The organism is Morganella sp. TYF_1, assembly GCF_043105645.1.
Taxonomy (GTDB): Bacteria; Pseudomonadota; Gammaproteobacteria; order Enterobacterales; family Enterobacteriaceae; genus Morganella; species Morganella morganii_B.
Map to the genome: position 1 here is coordinate 617,490 of NZ_JBICLU010000026.1, position 20,102 is coordinate 637,591.

At 52.5% G+C, this 20,102-nt stretch carries 19 protein-coding genes; 9 read left to right on the plus strand and 10 right to left on the minus strand.

Annotated features, from left to right (window positions below; genetic code table 11):
* Nucleotides 1–72 precede the first annotated feature (72 nt).
* Nucleotides 73–1,326 (minus strand): NADP-dependent isocitrate dehydrogenase, encoded by a 1,254-nt coding sequence (icd, locus tag ACF8OF_RS16250; protein ID WP_025154485.1) that lies wholly within the window; start codon nt 1,324–1,326, stop codon nt 73–75.
* Between the two features lie 144 nt (nt 1,327–1,470).
* Here icd and rluE point away from each other — a divergent pair, with 144 nt between their 5' ends.
* From rluE to ACF8OF_RS16290, 8 genes are all read left to right on the plus strand, one after another.
* Nucleotides 1,471–2,112 carry a 23S rRNA pseudouridine(2457) synthase RluE gene (gene rluE / locus ACF8OF_RS16255; RefSeq protein ID WP_262861622.1) on the plus strand — a complete coding sequence of 214 codons (642 nt, stop codon included), beginning with the start codon at nt 1,471–1,473 and terminating at the stop codon, nt 2,110–2,112.
* Complete coding sequence (locus ACF8OF_RS16260; protein WP_392497148.1) at nt 2,102–2,569, plus strand: NUDIX domain-containing protein; 468 nt, start codon at nt 2,102–2,104, stop codon at nt 2,567–2,569. Before rluE ends, ACF8OF_RS16260 begins: the two co-directional genes overlap by 11 nt.
* A gap of 142 nt (nt 2,570–2,711) precedes the next feature.
* A complete protein-coding gene (gene mnmA / locus ACF8OF_RS16265; RefSeq protein ID WP_262882426.1) occupies nt 2,712–3,815 on the plus strand; it encodes a tRNA 2-thiouridine(34) synthase MnmA in 1,104 nt (367 codons plus the stop codon).
* Nucleotides 3,816–3,817: 2 nt separating this feature from the next.
* Nucleotides 3,818–4,447: a high frequency lysogenization protein HflD gene (gene hflD / locus ACF8OF_RS16270; protein ID WP_262861625.1), complete on the plus strand. Its 630-nt coding sequence runs from the start codon at nt 3,818–3,820 to the stop codon at nt 4,445–4,447.
* A 21-nt stretch (nt 4,448–4,468) separates the two neighbouring features.
* Nucleotides 4,469–5,836, plus strand: coding sequence for an adenylosuccinate lyase (gene purB, locus ACF8OF_RS16275; protein WP_274370782.1), 1,368 nt, complete (start codon nt 4,469–4,471; stop codon nt 5,834–5,836).
* A 173-nt stretch (nt 5,837–6,009) separates the two neighbouring features.
* Entirely contained in the window at nt 6,010–6,684 is a 675-nt protein-coding gene (phoP, locus tag ACF8OF_RS16280) for a two-component system response regulator PhoP (RefSeq protein WP_262861627.1), read from the plus strand.
* Nucleotides 6,685–6,716: 32 nt separating this feature from the next.
* Complete coding sequence (gene phoQ / locus ACF8OF_RS16285) at nt 6,717–8,186, plus strand: two-component system sensor histidine kinase PhoQ (RefSeq protein WP_279798549.1); 1,470 nt, start codon at nt 6,717–6,719, stop codon at nt 8,184–8,186.
* 112 nt (nt 8,187–8,298) lie between these two features.
* Nucleotides 8,299–9,420, plus strand: coding sequence for a cupin domain-containing protein (locus ACF8OF_RS16290; protein WP_279798547.1), 1,122 nt, complete (start codon nt 8,299–8,301; stop codon nt 9,418–9,420).
* 60 nt (nt 9,421–9,480) lie between these two features.
* Here the strand turns inward: ACF8OF_RS16290 and ACF8OF_RS16295 are convergent, their stop codons facing one another.
* The 9 genes from ACF8OF_RS16295 to lolC form a co-directional block, all read right to left on the minus strand.
* On the minus strand, nt 9,481–10,533 hold the full coding sequence (locus tag ACF8OF_RS16295; protein WP_392497149.1) for a fimbrial protein: 1,053 nt from the start codon (nt 10,531–10,533) through the stop codon (nt 9,481–9,483).
* 10 nt (nt 10,534–10,543) lie between these two features.
* Nucleotides 10,544–12,946, minus strand: coding sequence for a fimbria/pilus outer membrane usher protein (locus tag ACF8OF_RS16300; RefSeq protein ID WP_392497150.1), 2,403 nt, complete (start codon nt 12,944–12,946; stop codon nt 10,544–10,546).
* 7 nt (nt 12,947–12,953) lie between these two features.
* On the minus strand, nt 12,954–13,622 hold the full coding sequence (locus tag ACF8OF_RS16305; RefSeq protein WP_392497151.1) for a molecular chaperone: 669 nt from the start codon (nt 13,620–13,622) through the stop codon (nt 12,954–12,956).
* A gap of 49 nt (nt 13,623–13,671) precedes the next feature.
* Complete coding sequence (locus tag ACF8OF_RS16310) at nt 13,672–14,247, minus strand: fimbrial protein (protein WP_279798537.1); 576 nt, start codon at nt 14,245–14,247, stop codon at nt 13,672–13,674.
* A 264-nt stretch (nt 14,248–14,511) separates the two neighbouring features.
* Complete coding sequence (pepT, locus tag ACF8OF_RS16315) at nt 14,512–15,744, minus strand: peptidase T (protein ID WP_262862104.1); 1,233 nt, start codon at nt 15,742–15,744, stop codon at nt 14,512–14,514.
* Nucleotides 15,745–15,795: 51 nt separating this feature from the next.
* The gene (gene cobB, locus ACF8OF_RS16320; RefSeq protein ID WP_279798617.1) at nt 15,796–16,644 is read right to left on the minus strand and encodes a Sir2 family NAD+-dependent deacetylase; all 849 of its coding nucleotides are present in this window, start codon (nt 16,642–16,644) and stop codon (nt 15,796–15,798) included.
* A gap of 85 nt (nt 16,645–16,729) precedes the next feature.
* On the minus strand, nt 16,730–17,977 hold the full coding sequence (lolE, locus tag ACF8OF_RS16325) for a lipoprotein-releasing ABC transporter permease subunit LolE (RefSeq protein ID WP_279798534.1): 1,248 nt from the start codon (nt 17,975–17,977) through the stop codon (nt 16,730–16,732).
* Entirely contained in the window at nt 17,974–18,669 is a 696-nt protein-coding gene (lolD, locus tag ACF8OF_RS16330) for a lipoprotein-releasing ABC transporter ATP-binding protein LolD (protein ID WP_279798532.1), read from the minus strand. Before lolD ends, lolE begins: the two co-directional genes overlap by 4 nt.
* Nucleotides 18,662–19,864, minus strand: coding sequence for a lipoprotein-releasing ABC transporter permease subunit LolC (gene lolC / locus ACF8OF_RS16335; protein WP_279798529.1), 1,203 nt, complete (start codon nt 19,862–19,864; stop codon nt 18,662–18,664). The genes lolD and lolC overlap by 8 nt, the downstream gene beginning before the upstream one ends.
* 60 nt (nt 19,865–19,924) lie before the next feature.
* Here lolC and ACF8OF_RS16340 point away from each other — a divergent pair, with 60 nt between their 5' ends.
* Complete coding sequence (locus ACF8OF_RS16340) at nt 19,925–20,074, plus strand: hypothetical protein (RefSeq protein WP_392497152.1); 150 nt, start codon at nt 19,925–19,927, stop codon at nt 20,072–20,074.
* The last annotated feature ends 28 nt before the right edge of the window (nt 20,075–20,102 follow it).

Below are 20,102 nucleotides of genomic sequence, written 5' to 3' on the forward strand. Positions count from 1 at the left end.
TAACCGTTTCAGACTGAACAATAAAAAACGGGAACTAATAAGCTCCCGTTAACTATTTCACTGTAAACTGAATTACATGTGTTTGATGATTGCGTCACCAAACTCTGAGCATTTCAGGAGTTTAGCGCCTTCCATCAGACGTTCGAAATCGTAAGTGACGGTCTTGGCAGCGATTGCCCCTTCCATTCCTTTAACGATTAAGTCAGCGGCTTCAAACCAGCCCATGTGGCGCAGCATCATCTCGGCGGAGAGGATTTCTGAGCCCGGGTTAACTTTGTCCTGACCGGCGTATTTTGGTGCCGTGCCGTGGGTGGCTTCGAACAGTGCGCATTCATCACCGATGTTGGCGCCCGGCGCGATACCGATACCGCCGACCTGTGCCGCGAGGGCATCGGAGATATAGTCGCCGTTGAGGTTCATACAGGCGATAACGTCATATTCTGCCGGACGCAGCAGGATTTGTTGCAGGAACGCATCCGCGATCACGTCTTTGATAATGATCTGTTTGCCGGTTTTCGGGTTTTTCAGGCTTAACCACGGACCGCCGTCCAGTAACTCGCCGCCGAACTCTTCACGTGCCAGTTCGTATCCCCAGTCTTTGAAGGCACCTTCGGTGAACTTCATAATGTTGCCTTTATGCACCAGGGTGACGGAATCACGGTCGTTATCAATCGCGTAGTTAATCGCAGCGCGGACCAGGCGTTTTGTCCCTTCTTCGGAGCACGGCTTGATACCGATACCGCAATCCTGCGGGAAGCGGATTTTGGTCACGCCCATTTCATCCTGCAGGAATTTAATCACTTTGTCTGCTTCCGCAGAACCGGCTTTCCACTCGATACCGGCGTAAATGTCTTCCGCATTTTCACGGAAAATCACCATGTCCGTCAGTTCAGGGTGTTTTACCGGGCTTGGCGTACCGGCGTAGTAACGTACCGGGCGCAGACAGACGTACAGATCCAGAATCTGGCGCAGTGCCACGTTCAGGGAGCGGATACCGCCGCCGACCGGGGTGGTCAGAGGGCCTTTGATAGCCACGCGGTAGTCACGGATAAAATCAAGGGTTTCATCCGGCAGCCAGACATCACTGCCATACAGTTTTGTGGATTTCTCACCGGTGTAGATTTCCATCCAGGAGATTTCACGCTTACCGCCGTAGGCTTTTTTTACAGCGGCATCAACAACTTTAATCATTACAGGCGTGACATCAGCCCCGATTCCGTCCCCTTCAATAAACGGGATAACCGGATTGTCCGGAACGATTAATTTGCCTTGTGCGTCAATGGTAATTTTAGCGCCTTTCGCCGGAACAACTACTTTGCTTTCCATCAACCTCTCCTTAATGTTATGTAAGCGCAATGCTTTGTTAATTTTTTGTAATGGCACTGTCAATACTACTTGAATAATTGCATCACGCAAATCCTAACTGTTTTAAGCTATAATGTAAGTCTCATTTTTTATAAAAAAGATATCATGGCTGTCATACAACCCAAAATCCGCACGACCGGAAAAAAACACTCACATCCGGCAGCGCAACGCCATCTGAATAAGCCTGTCCGTAAACGCGGCCCGCGCAAAATAGTGTTGTTTAATAAGCCGTTTGATGTACTGCCGCAATTTACCGGTGAACCCGGGCAAAATACGCTGAAGGACTATATTCCGATCAACGATATTTATGCCGCCGGTCGTCTGGATCGCGACAGCGAAGGGTTATTGATCCTGACGAATGACGGTGTGTTGCAGGCCCGGCTGACACAGCCGGATCATAAAGCAGAGAAAGTGTATTACGCACAGGTGGAAGGGATACCGGGTGAGGATGCACTGAATCAGTTACGTAAAGGTATCACCCTGAATGATGGCCCGACCCGCCCGGCCGGTGCGGAAATTGTTGCTGAGCCGGCATGGCTGTGGCCGCGTAATCCGCCTATCCGTGAACGTAAATCCATCCCTGTAACCTGGCTGAAACTGACACTCAGAGAAGGCCGTAACCGCCAGGTGCGACGGATGACCGCACATATCGGACATCCGACCCTGCGCCTTATCCGCTGGCAGATCGGCGATTACACCCTGGACGCACTGAAACCCGGTGACTGGAGAAGTATTAATGACATTTAAGCCCCATATTACCGTGGCCTGCCTGGTCAGCGCCGGTGAAAAATTTCTGGTGGTGGAAGAAACCGTTAACGGCAAAGCGACCTGGAACCAGCCTGCCGGACATCTGGAAGCCGGAGAATCCCTGATTGCCGCCGCAGAGCGTGAGCTGTATGAAGAAACCGGGATCTGTGCCACCCCCGATGCCCTGCTGAAAATCCATCAGTGGGTCGCACCGGACGGTACGCCGTTTATCCGTTTTCTGTTCCGCGTGCTGCTGGACAGTGAATGTGAAACACACCCGCAGGACAGCGATATCGACTGCTGCCACTGGGTCAGTGCGGATGAGATTATTCACAGCCCGATTCTGCGCTCCCCGCTGGTGAAAGAGAGTATGTTCGCCTGGTTTGCCGCCGAACCGCTGCCGCTTTCGCTGCTGGGAACGTTCGGCGACGGATTCGGGGAACCGGTCATACCGTAATACTTTGCGAAAAAAGTGCCGGACCCGCACCTGAGTGATGCACCGCTGTGCGTATCATGGTAAAGTACGGCGCTTATTTTTTTCCCCGGTTCTTCTTCGCACCACAATTTGCGGAGCAGACCGAATCGCCGCGAGATCAGCCATGTCAGATAACAGCCAGAAAAAAGTCATCGTCGGAATGTCCGGCGGTGTGGATTCCTCCGTTTCAGCCTATTTACTGCAACAGCAGGGTTATCAGGTGACCGGGCTGTTTATGAAGAACTGGGAAGAGGACGATGATACCGAATACTGTTCCGCCGCCGCCGATCTGGCGGATGCGCAGGCGGTCTGCGATAAACTCGGCATTGAACTGCTGACCATCAACTTCGCGGCGGAATACTGGGACAATGTGTTCGCGCATTTCCTGGAAGAATATAAAGCGGGACGCACACCAAACCCGGATATTCTGTGCAATAAAGAAATCAAATTCAAAGCCTTCCTGGAATACGCCGCAGAAGATCTCGGGGCGGATTATATCGCCACCGGCCATTATGTGCGCCGCCGTGATATCAACGGTACCACACAGTTACTGCGCGGCCTGGACAGCAATAAAGATCAGAGCTATTTCCTGTATACACTGAGTCACGACCAGGTGGCACAGAGCCTGTTCCCGGTCGGGGAACTGGAAAAACCGGAAGTCCGCCGCATTGCGGAACAATTAGGGCTTATCACTGCAAAGAAAAAAGACTCCACCGGGATCTGCTTTATCGGTGAGCGCAAATTCCGTGATTTCCTCGCCCGTTATCTGCCCGCCAAACCGGGCCCGATTATGACCGTTGATGGTCAGGAAATCGGTCAGCATGACGGACTGATGTATCATACCCTCGGCCAGCGCAAAGGGCTGAAAATCGGCGGAACCCGTGAAGGTTCAGACGAGCCGTGGTATGTTGTCGATAAAGATGTTGAAAACAATATTCTGATTGTCGCACAGGGCCATGAACACCCGCGTCTGATGTCTGCCGGACTTATCGCGCAGCAGCTGGACTGGGTATCACGGGAGCCGCTGACCCAACCGCTGCGCTGTGTGGTGAAAACCCGTTACCGTCAGGAAGATATCCCCTGCACTGTCACCCCGCTCGGCGATGATAAAATCAGTGTCCGGTTTGATAACCCGGTTGCTGCGGTCACGCCGGGTCAGTCCGCTGTCTTTTATCAGGATGAAGTCTGCCTGGGCGGCGGGGTTATTGAAGCGCGTATTACGGAGTGATTATGGCTAAAAATTACGAAGACATAACCCTCGCTCTGGCCGGTATCTGCCAGGCCGCGCGCCTGGTGCAGCAGCTGGCGCATGAAGGTCAGACCAATAATGATGCGGTTGATGTGATGATTCGCAGTATCACCAATAATAACCCGTCCTCCGTCCTGAATGTCTACGGCGACAATGTGCAGAATCTGCATACCGGCCTGTCTGCATTTGCCGGTATGTTCAATATGTCCGGTTATCAGGGACTGAATACCGAGCTGACCCGCTATATAGGGCGATTGATGCAGCTGGAGCGCCGCCTGGATAAACAGCCGGGAGCAATGGATGAACTCGGCCGCCGTATTGATAACCTTGAACACCAGCGCGACCATTTCGGTTTGTCGCAGGAAGCGATGCTGAATACTATCGCCGGGATCTATGTGGACAATATCAGCGGCCTCGGCCCGCGCATCCAGGTAACCGGCTCGCCGGAGATCCTGCGTAATACCCTGATTCAGGCTAAAGTCCGCTCGCTGTTACTGAGCGGGATCCGCAGCACCGTGCTCTGGCGCCAGGTCGGCGGCAACCGTTTACAGCTGATGTTTTCCCGCTCACGCCTGGTGGACACCGCTAAATACCTTCTCGCTCAACACTAAAATTACCGGGAGTTGCAACCAATGGAATTATCCTCACTTACCGCCGTTTCCCCTGTCGATGGCCGTTATGGTGACAAAACACGCGCACTGCGCGATATTTTCAGTGAATACGGTTTACTGAAATTCCGTGTACAGGTCGAAGTGCGTTGGTTACAAAAACTGGCGGCATGTGCAGACATCCCCGAAGTGCCGGCTTTTGATGATGACGCAATCGCTTACCTGGATGCAATTGTCGCGAATTTCGGCGAAAAAGACGCAATGCGGATCAAGGAAATTGAGCGCACCACCAACCACGACGTGAAAGCGGTGGAATATTTTCTCAAAGAAAAAGCCGAAGCGGTACCTGCCCTGCACGCCGTATCTGAATTTATCCATTTCGCCTGCACATCCGAAGATATCAATAACCTTTCTCATGCCCTGATGCTCAGCACCGCCCGCGACACCGTGCTGCTGCCGGCATGGCGTCAGATGATTGATACTGTCCGCGCCATGGCAGCGGATTACCGCGACCTGCCGCTGCTCTCCCGCACCCACGGGCAGCCTGCGACCCCGAGCACCGTCGGTAAAGAGTTTGCTAACGTGGCTTACCGGATGGAGCGCCAGTACCGTCAGTTACAACAGACCGAAATCCTCGGCAAAATCAACGGCGCGGTCGGAAACTATAACGCACACTTATCTGCCTATCCGGAGATTGACTGGCACACATTCAGCGAAGCGTTTGTCACCTCGCTGGGTATTCAGTGGAACCCGTACACCACGCAGATTGAGCCGCACGATTATATCGCCGAATTTTTTGACTGCGTGGCGCGTTTTAACACCATTCTGATCGATTTCGACCGTGATATCTGGGGTTACATTGCCCTGAATCACTTTAAACAGAAAACCATTGCCGGTGAAATCGGTTCATCCACCATGCCGCATAAAGTCAACCCGATTGATTTTGAAAACTCAGAAGGTAACCTGGGACTGGCTAATGCGGTGCTCGGTCACCTGGCAACCAAACTGCCGGTATCCCGCTGGCAGCGCGATCTGACCGACTCCACCGTGCTGCGCAATCTGGGTGTGGGGATCGGTTACTCGCTGATCGCTTATCAGTCCACACAAAAAGGTCTGAGCAAGCTGGAAGTGAACGAAAAACACCTGCGTGACGAGCTGGATCAGAACTGGGAAGTGCTGGCAGAGCCGATTCAGACGGTCATGCGCCGCTACGGTATCGAAAAACCGTATGAAAAACTCAAAGAGCTGACCCGCGGCAAACGTGTTGATGCGCAGGCTATGCAGGTCTTTATCGACGGACTGGATCTGCCTGACGCAGAAAAAGCCCGCCTGAAAACCCTGACCCCGGAAAACTACCTCGGGGATGCCGTTCGTCTGGCAGACGAGTTGTAATTATTAACTCACTGATAATTAAATTACACAGAGGCAGAGAATATCTGCCTCTTTTTTATGATTAAACGCATATCCGGCGTATTATTTGGCGTACAAGTTCCCCATCCTTCATGTAAACTGTTACAATTCACATCGTTTTCTGTTCAGATATCTGTCTTTGTAAGGAATTGTGTATGCGTGTGCTCATCGTGGAAGATAACAACTTACTCCGCCACCATCTGACGGTTCAGATCCGCGACCTCGGCCACCAGGTTGATGCGGCAGAAGATTCAAAAGAAGCAGATTATTTTCTTCAGGAAAGTCAGCCGGATATCGCGGTGGTTGATCTCGGTCTGCCCGGCGAGGACGGTATGGTGATGATTGCCCGCTGGCGTCAGCAACAGGTCAAAATCCCGATTATGGTACTGACCGCCCGGGAAAGCTGGCAGGAAAAAGTCGCCGCGCTCAATGCCGGGGCGGATGATTATGTTACCAAACCTTTCCAGCTGGAAGAGATTGTCGCCCGTATGCAGGCACTGATGCGCCGTAACAGCGGCCTTGCCTCCCAGACGCTGGAACTGGGTATTTTTATGATCGATCTTTCCCGCAAAGAGTTCCTTGTTGACGGTAACGCCGTCAAACTGACTGCATTTGAATACACGATTATTGAAACACTGATGCGGAATAATGGTAAAGTCGTCAGTAAAGATTCCCTGATGCGCCAGCTCTATCCGGATGCCGAACTGCGTGAAAGTCACACCATCGATGTACTGATGGGGCGTCTGCGCAAAAAAATTCAGACATTTACCGATATTGACGCCATCGTCACTGTCCGCGGACAGGGCTACCGTTTCGACGCCGGGAAGTAACAGACGCCACTTAAGCCACTGAGGTATTGCGCATGACCAGGCGGACAACGCGCCCTTTCTCTCTGCGGACCCGGTTTTTACTGGCAACCTTTGCCGTGATCCTCGCCATGACACTCTCTTACGGTGCGGTGGCGCTGGTCGGTTACCTGGTCAGTTTTGATAAAACCACCTACACTATGTTGCGCAGCCAGAGCAATCTGTTTTACAGCCTGTCGCAGTGGGATAACGGTAAACTTAATATCCGCTTTCCGCCGAATTTCTCCCTCAATGCCCCATCCGTGGTGCTGATTTATGATGACAATCAGAATCTGCTCTGGCGGCAGTATCATATTGACGCGCTGGAGAGAGCGATTCCGGCCAAATGGCTGACCAAAGAGGGGTTGTATGATCTGAATACCTCGCTGGAAGCCACCAAATCCCTGCTGGTCAATACCCCGCTTTTTGCCACGGAAGATATCCGGATTAATGACCTCGATGATGATCACGACGGGCGGATGATCCACTCCGTGTCTGTCAGCCGTTACGGCAAAACCGATACTCTGCCGCCGCTGACGATTGTTGTGGTGGATACCATCCCGCAGAATCTGCAGAAAACGTTCCGTGTCTGGGAATGGTTCGGCTATGTGGTGCTGGCTAACCTGTTTCTCCTCACACCGCTGATCTGGCTGGCAGCACACTGGAGCCTGCGACCGATTAATGCCCTCAGCGGGCAGATCAGCGCCCTTGAAAAAGGCGAGCGCGAAGATCTGGATCAAACCCCGCCCAGTGAACTGCGCGGGCTGGTGCGTAACCTGAACCTGCTGCTGCACAGTGAGCGGGAGCGCTATACCCGCTATCAGCGCACGCTTTCGGATCTGACTCACAGCCTGAAAACCCCGCTGGCGGTGCTGCAAAGCACCCTGCGCTCACTGCGCGGCGGCAAAGATATGACCATTGAAACCGCCGAACCGGTCATGCTTGAGCAGATCGGACGGATCTCTCAGCAGGTCGGTTATTATCTGCACCGCGCCAGTATCGGCGGTGACAATACCGTGCTGATGCGGGACATTTCTTCTGTTCCGGCGTTGATTGATAGCCTCGCCAGCGCACTGTCCAAAGTATATCAGCGCAAAGGCGTGGATATAACTGTCGATATTCCGCCGGATATCACCTGGCTGGGGCAGCAGAATGACTTTATGGAAGTCATGGGCAATATCATGGAAAACGCCTGCAAATACTGTCTGGAATTTGTCGAGGTGACGGCACAGTGGCAGCATGATGCAGTTATCCTGATTGTCGATGATGATGGTCCCGGTGTGCCGGAAGAGAAACGTGAACTGATTTTCAGCCGCGGTCAGCGGGTTGACACCCTGCAGCCGGGTCAGGGGCTGGGGCTGGCGATTGTCACCGATATTCTGGAGCAGTATGACGGCGGTGCGGTTGTCACCGAAAGCCCGCTGGGCGGTGCCCGTATTACCGTGACCTTCCGGCGGCAGACTGTTCACAACGAAGACAGCGACTGATAGCCAGTCTGTTATTGCCGGAACTGTGTGAATATATGCATGAATACAAGAGGCCTTTTTCCGTTATACTCCTTTCATCTGCCTGATCACGGCGTTTATTGAGGACGAATACATGGATTATGAACTGAATTTAGACTGGCAGACCTTTATGGAAAGCCACTGGCAAAAACGTCCGTTACTGATCAAAGGTGGTTTCCGCAATTTCCGCGACACCATTTCCCCGGATGAACTGGCGGGGCTGGCAATGGAAGATGAAGTTGACAGCCGCATCGTCACCCGTTTCAACGGGAAGTGGGATGTGCGCCACGGGCCGTTTCAGGAATTTGACGGGCTGGGAGAGAAAGACTGGTCTATCCTGGTTCAGGCCGTTGATCACTGGCATTTTCCGTCCGCTGCACTGATGAAGCCGTTCCGCTGCCTGTCTGACTGGCGGATGGACGACCTGATGATTTCCTATTCTGTACCGGGTGGTGGTGTGGGTCCGCATCTGGATCAGTATGATGTGTTCATTATTCAGGGCCAGGGCCGCCGCCGCTGGCGTGTCGGGGAAAAAATCCCGATGAAACAGCACGCGCCGCATCCTGATCTGTTACAGGTGGATCCGTTTGATGCCATTATTGATGATGAAATGGTGCCGGGCGATATCCTCTATATTCCGCCGGGATTCCCGCACGAAGGCTATGCCATTGAGGAATCACTGAACTATTCTGTCGGTTTCCGCGCCCCGAACGCCCGCGAATTGTTCAGCGGTTTTGCCGATTATGTGATTGCCAATGAACTCGGCAGTTACCGCTACAGCGATCCGGATCTGGCGTTCCGTGATAACCCGGCGCTGATCCAGCAGGGTGAACTGACCAAGCTGCACGGTATGATGCAGGATCTGCTCGACCAGCCGGATGTGTTCCGCAAATGGTTCGGTGAATTTATTTCCCAGTCCCGTCACGAGCTGGATCTGGCACCACCGGAACCGGCGTACAGCCCGGATGAAATACAGGAACTGCTGTCTCAGGGAGAATCCCTGTTTCGCCTGAATGGTCTGCGGGTGCTGCGTGTCGGTGATACCTGTTTCGTTAACGGCGAAGCCCTGAAAACCCCGCATATCGAAGCGGCGGACGTGCTCTGCCAGTATGATGAAATCAACGCCGCTATGCTGGGGGATGCCTTCAGTGATCCGGAATTTGTGACGCTGCTGACTGTCCTGGTCAATAACGGTTACTGGTATTTTGATGATTAATCCACCATAAAATAGCATTCATCATTCAGATAGAAACGCCGCGTCATCACGCGGCGTTTTTTACTGGTAACGAATGGTGTAATTCAGGATCGTTTCCGCTGTGCCCGGTTCAATACTGTCCCTTGTTTGTACAAAAGCAGCCTGTAACCGCAATACAGCACGCTGAGTGGTGACTTCATCAAATGAAAGTGCTTCCCCGAAGGTGACCGGTCTGCCGTTATGGGTCAGCCGGATCCCCGCACCGGACGCACTGCCGTTTCCCCGCGTCAGCTTCAGCGTTCCGGGGCTGTTTTTTGCCGTGAATGCACTGCCCGATAGCCGGATATCCGCCTGCATCAAAGAGTTGCATTGCAGTGCGATAGTCAGGTTGCGGATACTTCCCGGTGCAACAGATCCTTTACCGCTGAAATCCGTCCGTGATACCGGTCCTAAATCCACCTCGGTGTCTGTCTGCGGATCAAGATCACAGGAATTCTGCCGGACCGCAAATCCGCCCAGATGCAACCCCGATTCAACAATCTGATACCGTTCCCATGGCCACTGTCCGTCAACACGCATTGAGAGCTGCCCCAGATAGCCGCCGGGATGATGTGCCGTTATTTGCGGTTTCAGCTTATAAAGAGTGACCATAACCCGCACCCGGTATGACTGAGACGGCTTCATCCCGCTGCTGATCGTACACAACCGTTTATTGGCACTATTGTTGTCCGGTGAGTCACGGCCATCCACATAACGTGACGACTTCATACATTCCGGATGCTCCGCCACCGCTCCCAGGCTGTAACCAATACCACCGGGAAGTTCATAGATTGTTTGCCCTGAGGCGTGCTGTATTTTATTACCCGGCATGCCGCCCACCAGCACAAATTCAATCGTTTTACCCGGTTCAATCCGGCACTGATAGACATCAATACTGTCAGACAGTATTGTCTCCCCGATCACACCGCCGACCGGCACATGATGTGCTGCGCTGATAACCCCGCCGGGAATACGGAGTGTGGTTTCCGGTGTCATTAATGTACAATTTTCCTCTGCGGTGGCAGACAAGCTCAGTCCGGTTGTCAGCCACAGAAAAAGCCCGGCACGGCATAATGTGTTGATCTGAATAAACATGGTCACTCCTTTACTGACACACCAGCGGGAAAGTGATTAATCCCTGCTGTTCCGGCGGGATTAAAAAATCCGCTTCACACTGTTCCTGCGCCTCTTTTCCCCAGACCGCCTGCAAACGCCCTTGTGCCGGTAATCCGCTGAGATACACCTCCCCGTCTTCACCGGTAATACCGCTGACGCTGCCGCCGCCTGCTTTTCTGATTTTGACACGGGCAGCGAACGGCACGACACCCTGCGGGGTTCTCAATGCAAAAATGGCACGGAAACCGCTGTTCACCGCAAAACGGACAGACACCACGGCACCTTTTGACGGGATCACCTGCACAACCGGATCATCCGCATCCGCATTATCCGGCAGGGTTTCCGGGTCGATACGGACAACACTCCGGTGATAATGACTCAGTTGCGGAATCACACTGAATCCGGCGCTGTCTGTCTGTGCGGCGATCCGGGATGCCATGGTGATCCCCCCGGTACCGCCGGTATCAGCCAGTCCGCTGGTTTCCCCTAACGGACGTGACAGCGTGATGCCGTTTTCATGAATAATCAGCCCGCCCTGAATATCCCCGCTCAGCATGTTTTGATCATGGCTGTGGTTAATTCTGCCGCGGATATCAGCCAGATCATGTCGCCAGCGCAGTTCCGCTCCCCAGTCATGTACTGTGTTTTGCTGCTGATAACGGTGCGTGACTGCGTATCCGAGGCGTTGCTCTTCACCCAGTGATCCGCTGACAGATGTCTGCAAAGAGGATTGCCCAGCCCGCTGGTGGTAGTGAAAATGACTGCGCGCCTGCTGACCGGCAAAATCCAGCGGTACTGACAGCGAAAAAGAGACCCGTTTATCGGCTTTCCGGTAATGACCTCCGGTGCGGTACTGTGCATTCACACCATAATGTATCCGTCCGGCCCGGCTGAAATAGCCGGTATCACGGCTGATCAGTCTCCTGTCGCCGTACCCCTCATGTCCGGTACGGTGATAATGATATCCTGCCGATACCACACCGTTATCTCCGGGTAACGGCTGTGTCAGCCGGGTCTGCCATTGCCGGGAGCGCTGTTCATGACTGGCACCGGTATGCAGCAGTGTGCCGGTCAGCGGAAAAAATTTCTGATAATTTAACCGGTAACGCGGATAGTGTTGTGCTGTTGTGTGGCGCATCAGAACATCGGCGGAAACCCCGCCTGCCGCCCCCATATTAACACCGGCACCCGCCCCGCTGCTCAGGGCATGCTGTGCCGCATAACCGCCGCCGTACAGCGTCAGGACAGAGTTAATGCCGTATGCCGCCGTACTTTTCACAAACAGGTCTTTGTTATTATTTCTGTTCCCGCTGTATCTTCCTGCATCCAGCGTGTAGCTGAGCCTGCCTTCCCGTTGCATGACAGGGACTGCAGCTCCGTGCTGTGTAAAATGCAGCACAGTACCATCTGCTTCCTCAAGGGTGATATCCAGCACCGAGCCCTGAAAAGTGCTGTTCAGATCATCAATCACAAATTCACCGGCTGGTAATGTTTCACGGCGGATAACCATGCCCTGCTGCCTGATGGTCAGTTCCGCACTCTGCCCGGCGATACCGCGGATAACCGGCGCATACCCCTGCTGATTCAGCGGATACATATCCCCTTGTGAGGCCAGCCGGATCCCCCTGAATGCGCGGCTGTCAAACAGCACATCACCGCTGAACAGTTCCCCCAGCTGTAACTCACTGCGCAGAGGCGCAATAGCGCGGTACATCCACAGCCGTTCTGATTGCCATGCCATTTTTTCATCACGGTATTCTGCTCTGCTGTGATGGCGAAGCCGCCAGAATCCGGCATTAAAACCACTTTGCAGTAACAGGGTATGTCCGGTGTGATCACTGAACCGGCTGTTTTGCCGGGAAAAGCGGTAATCATAGTTGAGTATAAACGCGGTAATCCCGGGTTCCCATAATGAAGCATCCGCAGCCTGTTGTTCATCTGTCAGAAAAAACCGCTGCGGGATCGTAATATCCAGAATCTGTTGTGCTGCATCAAAATTCAGCACAACCCCGCTGACCAGCCCGGCAATATCCTCAACCGGTGCCGTGTTTTCCGTTTCAGCAAATGCCGGCGATGCATCAGGCCGTAGTCCCCAGGTCAGCCATTGCTTTCGGGTGACTTGCGGCAGCAACTTTTTGTGTTGCGGGTGATAATGAAATTCCAGCCAGCCGCTGCTTACCCTCCGCTGATTAACCCTGACTGTCACAAAATAGCGCCCTTCTTCCTGAAACTGCCGTTCACGCAGATACTGAAACTGCGCGGGATCCAACACCGTGTTATCCCCGTTCAGACTCAATGCCGCCGGATTAAAATACGGTACCGCCGGGGTCTTTCCGGAGAAAAAAAACGGAAGCAGCATCAGAAGAAAAAAATAAGATATTCTTAATTGCATAGTATTATTATTTTTTAAACGTCACCGCTCTGGAAATAATCCCACCAAAATCAGAAATATAGCTGGCTGTGATCGTGTCATTGGAATGAATCGCTGTCAGCGGCACAGTTAATGATTCATATGGAATAATCATGTCCGAAACAGTGTATTCTTTATCATTAACGGTAAGATGTCTGACAGTAATATGGAAAGGGGTATTATTAATTATGTTGATTTTATTTCCTTTTTTCTCATATCTCAAGTCATTATAATCAGGCTCAGTTAATCCCGCCGGACGATAAAAGAATTTAAATTTTGAATTGATAACAACCTGAAGTTTATTTTTTCTGTATTCTTGTGTTTCCGGAATCCCGCGGATATTCAGCCAGAGTAATGTTTCTCTGTCTTCCGGAAAGGCGGATTGTTTCAGCATAACACGCAGGATACCTTTTTTCCCCGCATCCAGCTGAAAAAGAACCGGGGTAAGAATGAAATCCTTACTCTTTGTAATGCCATCCGCTTTTTCAATCCAGCCCTGAATTAAGTAAGCTGTTTTTTTATCGGTATTATCAACAGGAACCGCGATCATGTTTTTATCCTGCGGATAAATAAACCGGGTTCCGCCAACGACGACCGCAGCGGTTGCCTGGCTTATTGCAAGGTATATAAGAATAAAAAAAGTGAAATAGTTTTTCATGGTGCGCGTTATCCGTGGCGGCAATAATCATTGCCGCCGGTATCAACTGTTACTGGTAAGAAACGGTGTAATTAATGGTAGCATTGCCTTTTCCCGGGGTTGCCAGGCCAGTCGCCTGGTAGGCTGCGCTATAGGTCAGTGTGTAATCACGGGAATCATTTTTCAGCGTAATATTGCGATCGCCACCCGCAGGGCTCATCAAATGATTACCGGTACCGGCAATATCGGTAATCACGATACCGACATTACCGGCATTCTTCTCACCGGCATCCAGTGCGAATAATGCAGCATTATCTTTATGCGCTGTACCACTCATTTGGATTTTTAACAATGCCATGGATAATGAACAGTCTGTCACAACAATATCAAACTGTTCTGCCGGTGTTCTGTCATCTCTGTTTTTCAGCAACTTTGCTGAATGGGTACCGAGGTCAACCTCTATATTCTTTTGAGCGATATCACAACTTGAATCTGTAATTTCACCTTTAAATACAATATTGCCATTAATCTCAATAGGATCTTCAGAAGGCTGTTCACCCAGAATTCCATCATCATCTGCAGCGAATGAATTAACTGACAGTAAAAACAGAGAAGAAATTAACAATCTATTTTTAAAACAAGACATAAATAATTACCTTTAAAGTATATCCATTATATATAATTTTAATGACATGAATTATCTGATTAAAACTATCTGTACCAGAATCTGACAGGCGTAAAAACATATCAGCAACAGTTAAACAAATATAAAACAAAAATCAAATAATGAAGAATAAAAAATATCACATCACCGTAAAGGATTTTACTGTTTTATGAGACTGTTTTATTTAATAAAAAAGCCACCTTTTATTCAGGTGGCTTATTGATATTTAATTAATATGCGAATTATTTATTTCTTCATATCCAATGCGGTTAATTCTGCAATCCGCATAATCACAGAAACAGCCTGTTCCATGCCTTCCAGCGAAATAAACTCGTGTTTACTGTGGAAGTTATAGCCGCCGGTAAACAGGTTCGGGCACGGCAGACCGCGATAAGAAAGTTGTGCGCCGTCAGTACCGCCGCGGATAGGTTTGATATCCGGCTCAATATCGCAGTCGATCATTGCCTGTTTGGCCAGTTCAATCACATGCGGGTGTTTCACCACATGGTCACGCATATTGTAATAGCTGTCATCGATCGTCAGCTCGATATAGCAGTCCGGATGCAGACCTTTACCGACTTTTTCGGCAATCGCGATCATGTTACTTTTGCGTTTTTCAAAGCTGTTACGGTCAAAATCACGGATGATATAGTGCATTTCCGCGCGTTCAACGGTGCCTTTGATGCTTTGCAGATGATAGAACCCCTCATACCCTTCGGTATTCTCCGGGGTTTCTTCCGGCGGTAATTCGCTGTGGATGCGGGTTGCCAGCGACAGTGCATTCACCATCACGCCTTTGGCACTGCCCGGATGCACATTATTGCCCTCGATGCGGATGGCAACCGCCGCCGCGTTGAAGTTTTCATATTCCAGCTCACCGACACCACCGCCATCAACGGTATAAGCCCACTGTGCGCCGAATTTTTTCAGATCCACATACTGCGCACCACGGCCGATTTCTTCATCCGGCGTGAAGGCAATGCGGATATCGCCGTGCGGAATATCGCTGTTTTTCAGGCGCACCATCGCGGTGATGATTTCCGCAATACCGGCTTTATCATCCGCACCCAGCAGGGTTTTACCGTCGGTCATAATCAGGGTTTTACCCAGCATGGTGTGCAGCACCGGGAACATGACCGGCGACAGTACTTCGTCACCGATGCCGAGTGCAATATCACCACCACGGTAATTTTCCAGAACCTGAGGATTCACATTACGCCCGGAGAAATCCGGAGAGGTATCAAGGTGAGAAATAAAACCGATAACCGGCACCGGCCAGTCAACATTCGCCGGTAACGTTGCCATCACGCAGCCGTTATCATCCAGCGAGACATCTGATAACCCCAGCGTTTTCAGCTCTTTTTCCAGAGCACGCGCCAGCCTTAGCTGACCGTCGCTGCTTGGTGTCAGCTTGGCTGACGGCTTCGACTGCGTGTCAAAAGAGACATAACCGAAAAAGCGCTCTAATAACTTATCCATGTGTTCCCCCAATAACATTGATTTCTTATTATCGGGGAAACATAAATTGAGTTATTGCGTCAAATCAGATTTAGTGTTGTTAATCTGTGCCAGCAGCTGACGGACATATTCCGGCACCACCTGCCCGGCCGGGCCGTAGTGACACTCCTCAAACTCACTCTGCACCTTACTCGGCTCCAGATTGAGTTCCACCGTGTGTGCCCCGCACAGTCGTGCCTCATGGACAAACCCGGCCGCCGGATAGACATGCCCGGAGGTGCCGATAGCGATAAAGATATCCGCATCATTCAGTGCCTGGTAAATTTCATCCATGCCGAACGGCATTTCACCGAACCAGACAATATGCGGGCGCAGCGGTGACGGGAACTGACAGCAGTGGCAGCGCTCATCGGCAGACAGGTCACTGGTACACGACTGAACCTGTCCGGACATCGTACAGCGGATTTTGAGCAGTTCGCCGTGCATGTGGATAATCCGCTCACTGCCTGCCCGTTCGTGCAGGTTATCAATATTCTGGGTGACCAGCAGGAAGTTATCCCCCAGCACCTGTTCCAGCTCCGCCAGCGCGAGATGTGCCGGGTTCGGCTGAACCTCAGCGGATTGTAACTGACGGCGGCGGTCATTATAAAACTGCTGCACCAGTCGCGGGTTGCGGGCATAGCCTTCCGGTGTCGCCACATCTTCAATATTGTGTTCTTCCCACAGCCCGTCTTCCGAACGGAACGTGCGGATCCCCGACTCGGCGGAAATACCCGCGCCGGTCAGCACAACAACTTTCGGTTTAAACTGATCCATTTTTCCGGCCATCCATTTGTCACGATAGAAAAAGCGTAAGCGGAAACGCTGACGCAGGGTCCGCCGCTGTTTGCGTAATTTTCTTAATCGGTGCGTTCTGCGCATAATCCGGCCTTTGTTCATCATTGTCTCCGTTCAGGGTAATGCATCCGCACTTCGGATTCAAAAATCATTACAATTCCTGCGGGCTTTACTGCCCGCTCAGAATACGTGCCGGTTCAAGGCGGCAGGCGCGTCTCGCCGGATACCAGCTTGCCAGCAGGCTCAGCACAATGGTGGTCAGAACCACATACAGCAGGTCGCTCAGCCGCAGCTCCGACGGCAGAAAATCAATAAAATAGACATCACCGGACAACAGTTTGTGCCCGATAAGGAATTCAATACCGCGGATAAGCGGTGTCAGGTTCAGTGCTGCCAGTGTGCCGAGAACTGCCCCGCTGATACAGCCCACCATGCCGGTCAGCAATCCGTACCAGAGGAAAATGGCGCGGATCAGGCTGTCTTTCGCCCCGAGGGTGCGCAGAATGGCGATATCCCCACTTTTATCTTTCACTGCAATAATCAGGGTGGAAACGATATTGAAGCATGCCACGCCAATCACCAGAATCATGGCCAGATACATAATACTGCGCACTAACTGAATGTCGCTGTACATATAGCCGTATTCATTGATCCAGCTTTTATAGAAGACATGTTCACGGCTGGCTTCCGCCGCCCGCAGCACCACATCATTGGCGTTGAAAACATTATCCACGCGGATTTCGATCCCGGTGACACCTTCACCGTAATCCAGATACTGCTGTGCATCTTCCAGCGGCAGCAGCGCCAGCCGGTGATCCAGCATCCCGCTTAAGCGAAAAATCCCCGCGACCTGTAACCGGATACGCTTCGGCTGTAACAGGCGCTCCGTGCTGTCGTGATTCGGGATCATGATAGTAAGCCAGTCGCCCTGCGCAACACCGAGGGATTTTGCCGCGCCGTCACCAAGGATTATCTGATTTTTCCCGGCCTGAAAATCCGCCCAGGCATTATCCGCGACAAATGCCGGCAGCCCGCTTACCGATTTCTGAGTGACCGGATCCACCCCCATCAGCTGCATGGCCTGTAATTTGCTGCCTTTTTCCGCCAGTCCGGTAAATTCAATATACGGGCTGGCTGCCACCACACCGGGGGTATTTTTGATCCGCAGCAGGCTCTGCGCCCAGGTATCAAACGGCTGTTCAACGGTAGAGATCTGCCCCTGCGGCACCACGGAAAGCACCCGGTTCTCCAGCTCACGCTCGAAGCCGTTCATGGCACTCAGCCCGATAATCAGTACCGCCACCCCGAGCGTGATCCCCAGCGTGGAAATAACGGAAATCAGCGAGACCATCCCCGCCCGTTTCCGCCCTTTGCTGAAACGCAGCGCAGTCAGTAATGACAGCGGTAGTGCATTCATAGCGCCGTCTCCGGCTGTGCATTCAGAATACCGTCACGCATTTCCATCTGCCGCCCCATTTTCGCCGCCAGAGCGAGGTCATGGGTAACTACCAGGAAGGCGGTGCCGAGGGTTTTATTCAGTTCGGATAACAAATCAAAAATGCTCTGCGCATTGCGCTGATCCAGGTTACCGGTCGGTTCATCCGCCAGCACCAGTGATGGCTTATTCACCAGCGCACGGGCAATCGCCACCCGCTGACGTTCCCCGCCGGAGAGCTCAGACGGGCGGTGATGGGCGCGCGCCGCCACACCAACCCGCTCCAGCATTTCTCCCGCCTTCGCCAGTGCTTTATCCCGCGCCATACCGCCAATCAGCAGCGGCATTGCCACGTTTTCCGCCGCCGTGAAATCCGGCAGAAGATGGTGGAACTGATAAATAAAGCCCATTTCTTCATTGCGCAGCGCCGACAGGGCGTTTTGACTCATGGCGGAAAGTGCCGTGCCGTTGAAAATCACCTCACCGGAGGTCGGGGAATCCAGCCCGCCGAGCAGATGCAGCAGCGTACTTTTCCCTGAACCGGAACTGCCGACAATCGCCAGCATATCCCCGCGCCGGAGTTCAAAATTGACCTGTTTCAGAACATCAGTTTCCACTGTGCCCTCATGATAGGATTTGCATAACTGACGACATGCCAGTAATAACTCACTCATAACGTAAAGCCTCCGCGGGTTGTACCGCTGCCGCCCGCCACGCAGGCCAGAGTGTGGATAATAAAGAGATAAGCATGGCTGCCGCGCCGATGGTTATCACGCGCAGCGGCTCAATCACCGTAGGCAGCGCGATTCCTTTCGGGATCAGCCCCAGCAGCGGCATCAGAATATTCAGTTGTGAAGAGAGCAGCGTGCCCAGCAGAACGCCGATTACTGAGCCGAGGATCCCCGCTCCCGCGCCCTGAATCATAAAGATCAGCATAATTTTGCCGCGTGTCATTCCCAGGGTTTTCAGGATGGCCACTTCGGTCTGTTTTTCCATCACCAACAGCGCCAGTGAGGTAATGATATTAAACGCGGCCACGGCGATAATCAGGCTGAGCAGCAGCCCCATCATATTTTTCTCCATGCGCACCGCCTGGAAAAACTCGCCTTTCTGCACGCGCCAGTCAGTCCAGACCAGCCCTTCCGGCAATGTCTGCTGACTGAGGCTGTCCACCTGTAACGGCTGTGACAGATAGAGACGCCAGCCGGTAATATTACCCGCCGGATAGCGCATCAGACGCGCCGCATCCGCCTGATTCATCAGCACCTGGGTGTTATCGGATTCACTGCCGGAGGAGAAAAAGCCCGCCACGGTAAACAGGCGCTGGCTCGGGATACGTCCCATCGGCGTCAGCTGTGACACATTCGGCACCAGGATACGGACACTATCCCCGCGCTTAAGCCCCATGCGTTTAGCCACGCCCTCGCCGACCACCACATGGTATTGTCCTGCCGCCAGCTCGGACGGCCGGGTATTCACCAGATAGTCCAGCAGCGGTTCATCCCCCTGCGGGTCAATTCCGGTCACGGAGGCGATCCCCACATTGCCGGTGCTCTGCAGGACGACGTCGCCGGTGACAATCGGGGCGGTTTTTACCACATCACGCAGCCCGGCTAATTGTGAGACCGGATGCGTCTGCGGATCCAGCATGCCGTTTCCGGTGGTAATCACCGCCTGCGGCATAAAATCGAGGATACTCTGCTGCAATGAGCGTTCAAAACCGTTCATCACGGATGTCACGGTGATAAGTGCTGTCACCCCCAGCGTGATGCCGATGGCGGAAAGCAGCGAGACAAAACGGGCAAAGCGATCTGTGCCGCGTCCCCGCATGTAACGCAGACCGATTAAAAATGAGACAGACTGAAACATGAAATCTGAACGCCCCTGTTGCCAAAGCGAAGTGTTCAGGGATAATAAAGGCTCCGGTTGATGAATGGAACCACTCCCGCCCGTTTGCGGCAGTTTTTTTTCATTGACGGTCAGCGTGTTGCCGGTATCAGACCACCTCTGAACCGGCAGCGCGGCGGCCTTTCATTGCCCGGACAAGCCACTCCGGTATGGCAGAACCTTGTTACCTGACAGAAACACGCAGCCCGATGGAAAACCG